This window comes from Pseudomonas sp. Irchel s3f7 (assembly GCF_900187615.1).
GTDB lineage: Bacteria > Pseudomonadota > Gammaproteobacteria > Pseudomonadales > Pseudomonadaceae > Aquipseudomonas.
Window position 1 is genome coordinate 95,677 of the sequence record NZ_FYDO01000021.1, and the last position, 13,537, is coordinate 109,213.

General features: G+C 59.1%; 14 protein-coding genes. 12 read left to right on the forward strand and 2 right to left on the reverse strand.

Translation table 11 applies throughout. The annotated features are described in order from the left end of the window. The first annotated feature begins 80 nt into the window (after window positions 1-80). From puuE to CKW19_RS18975, 8 genes are all read left to right on the forward strand, one after another. Window positions 81-1,007, forward strand: coding sequence for an allantoinase PuuE (puuE, locus tag CKW19_RS18940; protein ID WP_095059299.1), 927 nt, complete (start codon window positions 81-83; stop codon window positions 1,005-1,007). Beyond that, complete coding sequence (gene uraD, locus CKW19_RS18945) at window positions 1,004-1,519, forward strand: 2-oxo-4-hydroxy-4-carboxy-5-ureidoimidazoline decarboxylase (RefSeq protein ID WP_095059301.1); 516 nt, start codon at window positions 1,004-1,006, stop codon at window positions 1,517-1,519. Before puuE ends, uraD begins: the two co-directional genes overlap by 4 nt. 86 nt (window positions 1,520-1,605) lie before the next feature. Then, complete coding sequence (alc, locus tag CKW19_RS18950; RefSeq protein WP_095059303.1) at window positions 1,606-2,601, forward strand: allantoicase; 996 nt, start codon at window positions 1,606-1,608, stop codon at window positions 2,599-2,601. 123 nt (window positions 2,602-2,724) lie between these two features. Further along, complete coding sequence (locus CKW19_RS18955; RefSeq protein ID WP_095059305.1) at window positions 2,725-3,228, forward strand: ureidoglycolate lyase; 504 nt, start codon at window positions 2,725-2,727, stop codon at window positions 3,226-3,228. A gap of 50 nt (window positions 3,229-3,278) precedes the next feature. Then, on the forward strand, window positions 3,279-4,583 hold the full coding sequence (locus CKW19_RS18960) for a urate hydroxylase PuuD (protein WP_095059307.1): 1,305 nt from the start codon (window positions 3,279-3,281) through the stop codon (window positions 4,581-4,583). A 165-nt stretch (window positions 4,584-4,748) separates the two neighbouring features. Beyond that, window positions 4,749-6,107: a nucleobase:cation symporter-2 family protein gene (locus CKW19_RS18965; protein ID WP_095059309.1), complete on the forward strand. Its 1,359-nt coding sequence runs from the start codon at window positions 4,749-4,751 to the stop codon at window positions 6,105-6,107. Between the two features lie 156 nt (window positions 6,108-6,263). Continuing rightward, a complete protein-coding gene (locus tag CKW19_RS18970) occupies window positions 6,264-7,049 on the forward strand; it encodes a hypothetical protein (protein ID WP_095059357.1) in 786 nt (261 codons plus the stop codon). A 377-nt stretch (window positions 7,050-7,426) separates the two neighbouring features. Then, window positions 7,427-8,212, forward strand: a complete 786-nt coding sequence (locus CKW19_RS18975; RefSeq protein WP_095059312.1) for an outer membrane protein OmpK — start codon at window positions 7,427-7,429, stop codon at window positions 8,210-8,212. Window positions 8,213-8,310: 98 nt separating this feature from the next. Here the strand turns inward: CKW19_RS18975 and CKW19_RS18980 are convergent, their stop codons facing one another. After that, complete coding sequence (locus CKW19_RS18980; protein WP_095059314.1) at window positions 8,311-9,465, reverse strand: patatin-like phospholipase family protein; 1,155 nt, start codon at window positions 9,463-9,465, stop codon at window positions 8,311-8,313. Window positions 9,466-9,498: 33 nt separating this feature from the next. Next, on the reverse strand, window positions 9,499-10,431 hold the full coding sequence (locus CKW19_RS18985; protein ID WP_095059315.1) for a lipid A biosynthesis lauroyl acyltransferase: 933 nt from the start codon (window positions 10,429-10,431) through the stop codon (window positions 9,499-9,501). Between the two features lie 118 nt (window positions 10,432-10,549). Between CKW19_RS18985 and minC the strand changes: the two genes are divergently transcribed. The 4 genes from minC (at window position 10,550) to CKW19_RS19005 (ending at window position 13,388) form a co-directional block, all read left to right on the forward strand. After that, window positions 10,550-11,287, forward strand: coding sequence for a septum site-determining protein MinC (gene minC / locus CKW19_RS18990; RefSeq protein WP_095059359.1), 738 nt, complete (start codon window positions 10,550-10,552; stop codon window positions 11,285-11,287). 203 nt (window positions 11,288-11,490) lie between these two features. Then, entirely contained in the window at window positions 11,491-12,303 is an 813-nt protein-coding gene (gene minD / locus CKW19_RS18995; RefSeq protein ID WP_090453967.1) for a septum site-determining protein MinD, read from the forward strand. Window positions 12,304-12,306: 3 nt separating this feature from the next. Beyond that, window positions 12,307-12,561, forward strand: coding sequence for a cell division topological specificity factor MinE (minE, locus tag CKW19_RS19000; RefSeq protein ID WP_007974947.1), 255 nt, complete (start codon window positions 12,307-12,309; stop codon window positions 12,559-12,561). A gap of 191 nt (window positions 12,562-12,752) precedes the next feature. After that, entirely contained in the window at window positions 12,753-13,388 is a 636-nt protein-coding gene (locus CKW19_RS19005; RefSeq protein WP_095059317.1) for an RluA family pseudouridine synthase, read from the forward strand. Window positions 13,389-13,537: the final 149 nt, after the last annotated feature.

Consider the following 13,537-nt stretch of genomic DNA (forward strand, 5'->3'; position numbering starts at 1 on the left):
ATCGCTGTGACGCCAGCCTGCCATCTCCACCCAAGGTGCGTCACACCCACCGATATCACCGAACAAGAAGGAAAACTGCAGTGAGCGCTGACTACCCACGCGACCTGGTCGGTTACGGCAGTAACCCTCCGCATCCACACTGGCCGGGCAATGCCCGCATCGCCCTGTCGTTCGTGCTCAATTACGAAGAAGGTGGTGAGCGCAATATCCTGCACGGTGACAAAGAGTCTGAAGCCTTCCTCTCGGAAATGGTTTCCGCTCAACCGCTGCAAGGCGAGCGCAACATGAGCATGGAATCCCTTTACGAGTATGGCAGCCGCACCGGCGTCTGGCGGATTCTGAAACTGTTCAAGGAATTCGACATCCCGCTGACCATCTTCGCCGTGGCCATGGCTGCCCAGCGCCACCCGGACGTGATCCGCGCCATGGTCGATGCCGGGCACGAGATCTGCAGCCACGGCTATCGCTGGATCGACTACCAGTACATGGACGAAGCCCAGGAACGCGAGCACATGCTCGAAGCAATCCGCATCCTCACCGAAATCACCGGCGAACGCCCACTGGGCTGGTACACCGGCCGCACCGGCCCGAACACCCGTCGCCTGGTGATGGAAGAAGGCGGTTTCCTCTACGACTGCGACACCTACGACGACGACCTGCCCTACTGGGAACCGAACAACCCGACCGGCAAGCCGCACTTGGTGATCCCGTACACGCTGGACACCAACGACATGCGCTTCACCCAGGTCCAGGGTTTCAACAAGGGCGACGATTTCTTCGAATACCTCAAAGACGCGTTCGACGTGCTGTACGCCGAAGGCCGCGACGCCCCGAAAATGCTTTCGATCGGCCTGCACTGCCGCCTGATCGGCCGTCCGGCGCGTCTGGCGTCGCTCAAGCGCTTTATCGAATACGCTAAAAGTCATGAACAGGTGTGGTTCAGCCGTCGCGTCGACATCGCACGTCACTGGCAAGAAACCCACCCGTACACAGGGGCCGCCCAATGAGCACCTTTCAAACCGTTAAACCTTCGACCCTGAGCCGCGAGGCCTTCGTTGCCGCTTTCGCCGACATCTACGAACATTCGCCATGGGTGGCCGAGAAGGCCTTCGACCTGGGCCAGGACGCTTCGATCGACCAGATCGAAACCCTGCACCAGCGCATGAGCGACATCCTGTTGAGCGCCGATCATGAAAGCCAGCTTGAGCTGGTCGTCGCTCACCCGGACCTGGCCGGCAAAGCCGCCGTCCAGGGCCAACTGACCGAAGCCAGCACCAATGAACAGGCTGGCGCCGGTATTCACCAATGCACGGCCGAAGAGTTCCAACGCTTCACCGAGCTGAACGACGCCTACAAAGCCAAGTTCAAGTTTCCCTTCATCATGGCGGTAAAAGGCAGCAACCGGCATCAGATCCTCGCAGCGTTCGAAACGCGCATTCACAACTCGGTCGATACCGAATTCAAATGCGCGCTGGCCGAGATCAACAAGATTGCGTTGTTCCGTTTACTGACCCTATAGCGAGCCTTGCCCGAGTGTTAAAAACGCGAAAACACCCAGGGCACTGCAAGCATCCCAAGCCACTTATTTAAAGGCAGACAAGAAGAATGAAAGCTTACGCCGTACCTTTCGAGAAGTTCGTCAACCTGGCCGACGCCCGCCTGGGCACCAAAATCATCTCGGTCACCGATGACTGGTTCGCAGACGCCAACCGTCTGTTCCAACCGACCCCGGCCGTATGGAAGGAGGGCGTGTTCGATGACAACGGCAAGTGGATGGACGGCTGGGAATCGCGCCGCAAGCGCTTCGAAGGCTTCGACAGCGCAGTGATCCGCCTGGGCGTGCCCGGTTCGATCAAGGGCGTCGACATCGACACTTCATTCTTCACCGGCAACTTCCCGCCATCGGCCTCTCTGGAAGCCTGCTTCCTGGCCTCGGGCGAGCCTGATGAAAACACCCAGTGGACTGAAGTGCTGTCCGCCGTCGAGCTGCAAGGCAACAGCCACCACTTCCACGAAATCAACAACGACCAGTCGTTCAGCCACCTGCGCTTCAACATCTACCCGGATGGTGGCGTGGCCCGCCTGCGCGTGTACGGCATTCCGTTCCGCGACTGGTCCGCTGTCGGTGACAATGAGCAAGTCGACCTGGCCGCAGCCCTCAACGGTGGCCGCGCCCTCGCCTGCTCCGACGAACACTTCGGCCGCATGAGCAACATCCTCAACCCGGGCCGTGGCATCAACATGGGCGACGGCTGGGAAACTGCACGTCGTCGTACACCGGGCAATGACTGGGTCATCGTCGCGCTGGGTCACCCGGGCGAGATCGAGAAAGTCATCGTCGACACCCTGCACTTCAAAGGCAACTACCCGGACACCTGCTCGATCCAGGGCGCGTTCGTGAAGGGCGGTACCGACAGCCAGATCGAAACCCAGTCGCTGTTCTGGCGTGAACTGTTGCCAGCACAAAAACTGGAAATGCACGCTGAGCACACCTTCGCCGAGCAGATCAAGGCACTGGGCCCGATCACCCACATCCGCCTGAACGTGTTCCCGGATGGTGGTGTGAGCCGCCTGCGCGTTTTGGGCAAGGTCGCTAAATAAGCGCTGATGGGAAACCTGTAGGAGTCGGCTTGCTGGTGATGGCGCCCTTACCGACGCCATCGCCGGCAAGCCGGACTCCTACAAAAGCTGCACACCAACACATTTGAGATTAAGTAGAACAGCATGCGCACATTAACGATTGAACCGCTGACCAAAGAAGCCTTCGCCCCTTTCGGTGACGTGATCGAAACCGACGGCAGCGATCACTTCATGATCAACAACGGTTCGACCATGCGCTTCCATAAACTGGCCACGGTCGAAACCGCCAAGCCAGAGGATAACGCGATCATCAGCATCTTCCGCGCCGACGCGCAGGACATGCCGCTGACCGTCAGCATGCTGGAGCGCCATCCGCTGGGCAGTCAGGCTTTCATTCCACTGCTCGGCAACCCCTTTCTGATCGTGGTCGCGCCCGTTGGCGATGCACCTGTATCAGGCTTGGTCCGCGCCTTCGTCACCAACGGCAGGCAGGGCATCAATTACCATCGCGGCGTTTGGCACCACCCGGTGCTGACGATCGAAAAGCGGGATGACTTCCTGGTGGTTGATCGCAGTGGCACAGGCAATAACTGCGATGAGCATTTTTTCAAAGAGGATGAGCGTTTGATCCTCGCCCCCCACCAATAAGAGAAGGTCTGATCACTCGACAACAGAGTGACAGGCGAGAGGTAAAGACTGTGGAAGCACATCTGTTGGAATGGCTGAACCTAAGCGTGCGCTGGGTTCATATGATTACTGGCGTGGCCTGGATCGGTGCGTCGTTCTATTTCGTCTGGCTGGAAAACAACCTCAATCGGGTCAACCCGAAAAGCGGTCTGGCCGGTGATTTGTGGGCGATCCACGGCGGCGGTATCTACCACCTGGAAAAATACAAACTGGCTCCACCGACCATGCCGGACAACCTGCACTGGTTCAAATGGGAAGCCTACTTCACCTGGTTGTCGGGTATCGCGCTGCTGTGCGTGGTGTTCTACTCCAACCCGACGCTCTACCTGCTGGCTCCGGGCAGCACCCTGAGCGGGCCTGAAGGCGTGGCCATCGGTATCGGCTCGCTGTTCATCGGCTGGTTCATCTACTCCTTCCTGTGCGACTCGGTCCTGGGCAAACGCCCTGCCCTGCTCGGCGCAATCCTGTTCGTCCTGATCATCGCCGCGGCCTACGGCTTCAGCAAAGTGTTCAGCGGTCGGGGTGCGTACCTGCACGTCGGCGCGATCATCGGCACCATCATGGTCGGCAACGTGTTCCGCATCATCATGCCGGCGCAACGCGCGCTGGTGGCGGCGATTGCCGAGAACCGCACGCCGGATCCGGCCCTGCCGGCCAAAGGCCTGCTGCGTTCGCGTCACAACAACTACTTCACCTTGCCCGTGCTGTTCATCATGATCAGCAACCACTTCCCGAGCACCTACGGCAGCCAGTACAACTGGTTGATCCTGGCCGGGATCGCGGTACTGGCCGTGTTGGTGCGTCACTACTTCAACACCCGTCACGACAGCCACAAGTTTGCCTGGACCCTGCCGGTGGCAGCGGTGGGCATGATCTGCCTGGCTTATGTGTCCGGTCCGAAGCCGATGTCCAGCGCCCCTGAAGTGGCCAAGGCCCCTGCTGCCATCGAGTACCAGCCATTGCCGGAAACTGCAGTGGGCGGTGGCTTGAAACCGGCTGAAGCCAAACCTGCCGAGACACCTGCAACCGCTCCGGCTCAGGCATCCAACGCCGGTCCCGGTTTCGGCAAGGTGCACAGCGTGATTCAGGAACGTTGCTCGGTTTGCCATTCGGCCAAGCCAACCAGCCCGCTGTTCAGTGCGGCCCCTGCCGGTGTGATGTTCGACACCCCCGAGCAGATCCGCCAGAACGCAGCGCGGATTCAGGCGCAAGCCGTCACCAGCCAGATCATGCCACTGGGCAACATCACGCAGATGACCCAGCAGGAACGTGACCTGATCGGTGCGTGGATTGCGCAGGGAGCCCAGACCAACTGATTCATCGTTAAAAGCATCGCCAGCAAGCCGGCTCCTACGGATTTATGTCGTTCACAAATGAAGCGACCGACCCAAAACCTGTAGGAGCCTGCTTGCTGGCGATCAACCGCGCAGCGGTTGCCTGACGCACAAAATCAAAAGAATAAAAAAGATCCGAGGTGTTGCATGTCCGAGCTATCCGCAGCGCGCATCCCCGACGCACCCGCCATTCAGCGTTTGCCCCTTTTGCAACTGATCCTGGTCGGTTTGCAACATGTTCTGCTGATGTACGGTGGCGCCATCGCGGTGCCGCTGATCATCGGACAGGCCGCTGGCCTGAGTCGTGAAGAAATCGCCTTTCTGATCAACGCCGACCTGCTGGTCGCCGGGATCGCCACCATCGTCCAGTCCCTCGGTATCGGCCCCATGGGCATCCGCATGCCGGTGATGATGGGCGCCAGCTTCGCCGCCGTCGGCAGCATGGTCGCCATGGCCGGCATGCCCGGGATCGGTCTGCAAGGGATCTTCGGCGCAACCATCGCCGCCGGGTTCTTCGGCATGATCATCGCGCCGTTCATGTCCAAAGTCGTACGCTTCTTCCCACCGCTGGTGACCGGCACGGTCATCACCTCGATCGGTTTGTCGCTGTTCCCCGTGGCCGTGAATTGGGCCGGTGGCGGTGCGAGTGCCACTCAATTCGGATCCCCCATTTATCTGGCCATTGCCGCACTGGTGCTGGGCACCATTCTGTTGGTGCATCGTTTCATGCGCGGCTTCTGGGTCAACATCTCTGTCCTGATCGGCATGTGCCTGGGCTACGTGCTCTGCGGCCTGATCGGCATGGTCGACCTGAGCGGCATGGATCAAGCGCCATGGCTGCAATTCGTCACCCCGCTGCATTTCGGCATGCCGAAATTCGAACTCGCGCCGATCCTCTCGATGTGCCTCGTGGTGGTGATCATTTTTGTCGAGTCCACCGGGATGTTCCTCGCGCTGGGCAAGATCACCGGCCAGGAAGTCTGCCCGCGCATGCTGCGTCGTGGCTTGCTGTGTGACGCCGGCGCCTCGTTCTTCGCCGGGTTCTTCAACACCTTCACCCACTCCTCTTTCGCCCAGAACATCGGCCTGGTGCAGATGACCGGCGTGCGTTGCCGTTCGGTGACCATCGTCGCCGGCGGCTTGCTGATCGTCTTGAGCCTGCTGCCCAAAGCCGCGTTCCTGGTGGCCTCGATTCCACCCGCGGTGCTGGGTGGTGCAGCGATTGCGATGTTCGGCATGGTTGCCGCCACCGGAATCAAGATTCTCCAGGAAGCGGACATCGGTGACCGTCGCAATCAATTGCTGGTGGCGGTGAGCATCGGCATGGGCCTGATCCCGGTGGTGCGTCCGGAGTTTTTCGCCCACCTGCCATTGTGGATGAGCCCGATCACCCACAGCGGTATCGCCATGGCCACGCTCAGTGCGCTGACACTGAACCTGCTGTTCAACATCCTCGGCGGCGCAGAACGCGCGGCCATCAACGATTGCCAGGCCCACTCGCACTAAGAAAAAACGCAAACCCTGTAGGAGCCGGCTTGCTGGCGAAGACGATGTACCGGACGACATCGATGCTGGATGTTCTGGACCCTTCGCCAGCAAGCCGGCTCCTACAAGGTCAGGGTTTGCCTGCGCCTGAAAAATAAAAACAAGAGGGAGCAACAGATGATACGGACACAAACCAACCTGCTGTTGAGTGCTGGCCTGCTGGCCGCGAGTCAAGCCATGGCCGGCGATCTACTGCTGTGGCAGACCAACAGCCTGAGTTATCTGTATGGCAAGGATTTCGCGGTCAACCCGTCGATCCAGCAGACGATAACTTTCGAGCACGCCGACCGCTGGAAGTACGGCGATAACTTCATGTTCATCGACAGCACCTACTACAACGGCGAGAAAGACCGAAACAAAGGCGTCCACGCCTATTACGGCGAGTTCAGCCCGCGCCTCTCTTTCGGCAAGATCTTCGACCGTCGTTTCGAATTCGGCCCGATCAAGGACGTGCTGCTGGCCATGACCTACGAGAACGGCGAAGACGACACCGAGGCCTACCTGATTGGCCCCGGTTTCGACCTCGCGGTACCAGGCTTCAACTTCTTCACCTTGAACTTCTATAACCGCCAGACCGAGGGTTCGCGCCCCGGCGATGATGTCTGGCAGATCACACCCGCCTGGTCCTACACCCTTCCATTGGGCAAATCGAACTTGTTGATCGATGGCTACATCGACTGGGTCGTGGATAACGACCAGAACTCAAACGGCACCTACCACGCCAACGTCCACGTTAACCCGCAAATCAAATACGACCTGGGCAAAGCCTTCGGCTGGCGTGAGAAACAGGTGTATGTCGGCGCCGAGTACAGCTATTGGAAAGACAAGTACGGCATCCAAAACACCCAGAACTTCGACACGAATGAAAACACCACCAGCTTGCTGGTGAAGGTGCATTTCTGATGCTGCCTCGCAATAGCGCCCAAACCGTGTCATCGGCGCGCCATTGCGGAGCACTTGAGACCTGGCCGAGGAGTCAGTATTCTCCGCGGCCGCCCGAATCCGGTTTAAAAAAAAGCCCGGATGTAAATCCTGACCAGAAAGCCAGCTTATCCCGGCCCTGGACGGTATCAAGGCAACCCAAAAACACTCTCAATCGACTGCTCCCGGGCCGTCGAACGGGAGTTTTTTTGCTTTTTGAAAGCCTTGGCACAGCTGTTGCGCAGCGCAATAAAGCTGACCGAATGGATGATCGTTTAATGCTGCAAGAACAGGCGTCACACCAGAGCGCCGACCATAAAAAAATAACGTGGAACCACCTACTTTTTGGGAGCAACCGAATGAAACGTACGTGCACTAGCCTGATGCTGGCAGGGTCGATGCTGGCCGGGGGCCAAGCCATGGCCGGCGAGTGGCTGCAATGGCAGGACAACAGTCTGACCTACCTTTACGGCAAGGACTTCCAGGTCAACCCGCGCATCCAGCAGACGGTGACCTTCGAGCACGCCGATGGCTGGAAATACGGCGACAACTTCTTCTTCATCGACAAGATCTTCTACAACGGCGAAGAAGACTACTACGCCGGAGAAAACACCCACTACGGTGAGTTCCAGCCGCGCCTGTCGTTCGGCAAGATTTTCGACCAGAAATTCGAGTTCGGCCCAATCAAGGACGTCTTGCTGGCCATGACTTATGAGTTTGGCGAAGACGACACCGAATCGTACCTGGTAGGTCCTGGTTTCGACCTGGCCATTCCTGGCTTCGACTACTTCCAGTTGAACTTCTACAACCGTCACACCGAGGGCGGCCGTCCGGGTGACGATGTCTGGCAGGTCACACCCGTTTGGTCCTACACCGTCCCGGTCGGAGATTCGAACATCCTGATCGACGGCTACATGGACTGGGTCGTCGACAACGATGTGAACGACGAAGGCGAATACCACGCCAACCTGCACTTCAACCCACAGGTCAAATATGACCTGGGCAAGGCGCTGAACCTGGGTGCCAAGCAACTGTACGTCGGTGTCGAGTATGACTACTGGAAAAACAAGTACGGGATTGAAGACAGCCAGGGCTTCAAGACCGATCAGAGCGTGACCAGCTTCCTGGTCAAGGTTCACTTCTGATCCTGTAGGAGCGAGCCTGCTCGCGATGAACTAGAGAACGCCACGGGGGGTCAGGCTCCCAGCGTCATCGTTAACGTCCATCGCGAGCTTGCTCGCCCCTAAATCAACCCCAGAAACCGGCACAACTCGCCCTTCTTGGCGAGCGCATCCCTGCGCCCCAACTCAATCAACTCGCCGCAATACCCCGCCTCGAACAGCAGATAACTCAGCACCCCCGCCCCGCTGGTCTTGGTCGCACCCGGCCCACGCAAAAATAGACGCAACGCCGCCGGCAGCTCTTGGCGATGACGCGCAGCAATCTCGTCGATCGGCTGGCTAGGTGAAATCACCAGTACCTCCACGGGCGCCACACCCAGCGCACGGATCGGCGTGCCGTCGGGCATCAGGTGACTGAACTGGTTCAGGCGTTGCAACAGTTCGATATCGCTTTCCAGGCTATCAATGAAGGTACTGTTGAGCATGTGCCCGCCGATTTGCGCCAGGGTTGGCTGCTGACCGGTGTACGTACGCAGCAAGGGTTGCTCGGGGTCGACGCCGCGGGGGTTGCCGCTGACACCCACCACCAGCACCCGGCTCGCGCCCAGATGCAACGCCGGGCTGATCGGTGCCGATTGGCGAACCGCGCCATCGCCGAAATACTCTGCGCCGATCTTCACCGGGGCAAACAACAGCGGAATAGCCGAACTGGCGAGCAAATGATCAACGGACAACTGGGTCGGAACGCCAACACGCCGATGGCGCAGCCAGGCGTCGATTTTTCCACCGCCCTGATAGAAGGTGACCGCTTGACCCGACTCATAGCCGAACGCCGTCACCGCCACGGCCTGCAACTGCTGCTGGGCAATGGCTTCGGCGATGCCGTTCATGTGCAATTTGTCGTTGAGCAAATCCCGCAGCGGTGAACTGTTGAGCAACGCCACCGGCACCTGAGCGCCGATGCCTAACAAGCTGTGGCTGACAAAACGACTGGCCTGGCCGATCACCCCGGGCCAGTCACTGCGCAGCACCAGATGACTGCGAAAACCCTGCCAGAAGGCCGTCAGGCGCTCGATGGCGCCCCGAAAGTCCATCGCCCCACTGGCGAGGCTGACGGCGTTGATCGCGCCCGCCGAGGTGCCGACGATCACCGGAAACGGATTGCGCGCTCCCGGCGGCAGCAATTCGGCGATTGCCGCCAGCACCCCGACCTGATACGCCGCCCGAGCCCCGCCGCCGGAAAGAATCAACCCTGTAACCGGTTCAGCAGAACTCATCGCAACGCTCCATGGTGCTTGGGAAACGGTTACTCAACCGCGCTTGGCGTACAACTTGGGCTCACCCGGTGGACGGCTTTTGAAGCGGCGATGCGCCCACAGGTATTGCTCGGGATGCTCGCGCAGGACGCTTTCGATCCATTGGTTGATGCGCAGGCAGTCGGCCTCTTCGGTTTCGCCGGGGAAGCCCTCGAGCGGCGCATGGATCACCAGACGATAACCGCTGCCATCCGCCAGACGCTCCTGGGTGAACGGCACCACCAGCGCCTTGCCCAGCCGCGCAAACTTGCTGGTGGCCGTCACGGTGGCGGCCTGGATGCCGAACAGCGGCACGAAGATGCTTTGCTTGGCGCCGTAGTCCTGATCCGGTGCGTACCAGATCGCCCGACCCGAGCGCAGCAACTTGAGCATGCCGCGCACGTCTTCACGCTCAATCGCCAGCGAATCGAGGTTGTGCCGTTCACGACCCTGACGCTGGATGTAATCGAACAACGGGTTCTTGTGCTCGCGGTACATGCCATCAATGGTGTGCTTCTGGCCGAGCAGCGCCGCGCCGATTTCCAGCGTGGTGAAATGCAGTGCCATCAGAATCACGCCCCGGCCCTCACGCTGGGCCTGCTGCAAATGCTCCAGCCCTTCGATGTGTGCCAGGCTCGCCAGCCGTTTGCGCGACCACCACCAGCTCATCGCCATTTCAAAAAAAGCGATGCCGGTCGAGGCGAAGTTTTCCTTGAGCAGGTGTTTGCGCTCGGCAGCGGTCATTTCAGGAAAACACAGTTCCAGGTTGCGCCTGGCAATGCGCCGTCTGTCGCCGGCCACGCGATACATCAACGCACCCAGGGCGCGACCGGTCCACAGCAATGCCGGATACGGCAACTGGACGATCAGCCACAACAGCCCCAAGCCACACCACAGCGGCCAGAAACGTGGAGATAGAAATGCTTTTTGAAAACGCGGGCGGTCCATTAATGCTTCCGGAATGACAATGGCCGCGCATTCTACATCGTTCGACCCGGCTTGCGGCCTGCGGGCGTTCTCGTTATAAGTCTCGGCACTTTTAGTGACAAGTCGTTGTATGCCGACCATGAGCCAAACCGAACAGCTAGACCAAGATCCCGTGTTCCAGTTAAAGGGCAGCATGCTGGCCATTACGGTGCTGGAACTGGCCCGTAACGACCTCGAAAGCCTTGATCGGCAGCTGGCCGCCAAGGTCGCCCAGGCACCCAACTTCTTCAGCAACGCGCCGCTGGTACTGGCCCTGGACAAACTCCCGGCCAGTGAAGGTGCCGTCGATCTGCCGGGGCTGATGCGCGTTTGCCGCCAGCATGGCCTGCGTACCCTGGCGATCCGCGCCAGCCGCATCGAAGACATCGCCGCCGCCATTGCGGTCGACTTGCCGGTGTTGCCACCGTCCGGTGCCCGGGAACGCCCCCTGGACCTGATCGAAGGCGAACCGAAGAAAAAACCGGAAAAACCGCCCGAGCCGACCATCAAGCCGACGAAAATCATCACTTCGCCAGTACGCGGTGGCCAGCAGATTTATGCCCAGGGCAGCGATCTGGTGGTGATCTCCTCGGTCAGCCCGGGGGCGGAACTTCTCGCCGATGGCAACATCCATGTATACGGGCCGATGCGTGGTCGCGTGCTGGCTGGTGTCAAGGGTGACAAGAAGGCAAGGATTTTCTGCCAGCAAATGAGCGCTGAATTGATCTCGATTGCAGGCCATTACAAGGTTTCCGAGGACCTGCGCCGCGACCCGCTGTGGGGTTCGGGCGTGCAAGTCAGCCTATCGGGCGATGTGTTGAACATCATTCGTCTTTAACGGATACTGCCGCATTTTCCAAGCATCTCGAAAACGTAGCGAAAACGGCTCAAACGAAGTAGGAAAAAGGTCAACAGCAGTGTTTACCGGGGGTAGGCATCGCTCAAAACCCAATTCCAGCCAAGGCTGTCCGACTGCAGTAGTTTTTAAAGAGATGTTTTTCAGGGGCTAAAAAAGTCCTTTTTCCTTAGGGGTGAAACACCTTGGCCAAGATTCTCGTGGTTACATCCGGCAAGGGTGGTGTGGGTAAGACCACCACCAGCGCCGCTATCGGTACCGGCCTCGCTCTGCGCGGCCACAAAACAGTGATCGTCGACTTCGACGTGGGCTTGCGTAACCTTGACCTGATCATGGGATGCGAGCGCCGCGTAGTGTATGACTTCGTCAACGTGGTCAACGGCGAAGCCAACCTGCAACAGGCCCTGATCAAAGACAAGCGCCTGGAAAACCTCTACGTGCTGGCCGCCAGCCAGACTCGCGACAAAGACGCGCTGACCGTCGAAGGCGTGGAAAAAGTCCTGATGCAACTCAAGGAAGACTTTGAGTTCGTGGTCTGCGATTCCCCGGCCGGCATCGAGAAAGGCGCCCACCTGGCCATGTACTTCGCCGATGAAGCGATTGTCGTGACCAACCCGGAAGTGTCCTCGGTTCGAGATTCCGACCGCATGCTCGGCCTGCTGGCCAGCAAGTCCCGTCGCGCCGAACGCGGCGAAGACCCGATCAAGGAACACCTGCTGATTACCCGTTATCACCCGGAACGTGTGAGCAAAGGCGAAATGCTCGGCGTAGAAGACGTCAAGGATATCCTCTCGGTGACCCTGCTCGGCGTGATCCCTGAATCCCAGGCGGTGCTCAAGGCATCCAACCAGGGCGTTCCGGTGATTCTCGACGACCAGAGCGATGCCGGCCAGGCCTACAGCGACACCGTAGATCGCCTGCTGGGCAAGACCGTGGATCATCGATTCCTTGATGTACAGAAGAAGGGATTCTTCGAGCGCCTGTTTGGAGGCAACTAAGCAATGAACCTTTTTGACTTCTTTCGTGCCAACAAAAAGCAAAGCACCGCGTCGGTAGCGAAAGAGCGTCTACAGATTATCGTGGCGCACGAACGCGGCCAACGCAGTACCCCGGACTACCTGCCGGCCTTGCAGAAGGAACTGGTCGAGGTAATCCGCAAGTACGTCAATATCGGGTCCGATGACGTGCATGTCGCTCTGGAAAGCCAGGGCAGCTGCTCGATTCTGGAACTCAATATCACCCTGCCAGATCGCTGAGTCGATCCGACAGGAGCCACGGCGGCTCGATCATTTGGGCGCCCCTTTTTTGTAGGAGCCGGCTTGCCGGCGATGCAAGCAGCGCGTTGTAACTGTTACAACGCATTGATGCCATCGCTGGCAAGCCAGCTCCTACAGGCAGGGCGTCAAATGATCGAGCCGCCGTTGGCATTTGTTACGAGGCTGTTTTAATGCCGCTGTCCAACATCCACATCCTCCATGAGGACGCTGCCGTACTGGTGGTGAACAAGCCAACCCTGTTGCTCTCGGTCCCTGGCCGGGCCGATGACAACAAGGACTGCCTGATTACCCGCCTGCAGGAAAACGGCTACCCGGAAGCACGAATTGTCCATCGACTGGACTGGGAAACCTCCGGCATCATTTTGCTGGCCCGTGACCCGGACACCCATCGCGAGCTGTCTCGGCAATTTCACGACCGCGAAACCGAAAAGGCCTACACCGCCCTGTGCTGGGGTCAACCGGAACTGGACAGCGGCAGTATCGATCTGCCCCTGCGCTACGACCCGCCCACCAAGCCACGCCACGTGGTCGATCATGAGTTCGGCAAACATGCCCTGACGTTCTGGCGTGTGCTGGAGCGGTGCGGCGACTGGTGCCGTGTCGAGCTCACCCCGATCACTGGCCGCTCCCACCAGTTGCGCGTGCACATGCTTTCCATCGGCCATCCGCTGCTGGGTGACGGGCTCTATGCACATGAGCAGGCGCTGGCGGCCTGGCCACGCCTGTGCCTGCACGCAAGCATGCTCAGCTTCACGCACCCGCAAAGTGGCGAACGCTTACTCTTCGAGTGTCCCGCACCTTTTTGAGTGACACCTGAGCCCCACCTGAAAACGCCCTTCCTTTGAAGGGCGTTTCATTTTCAGTTACAAAAAAACACAACATAAAAGCAGCGTTAAAATATTGTCAAAAAAATGTAAACAAAAGTAAAATTGTGGCACTCCGACATCATTCAGGC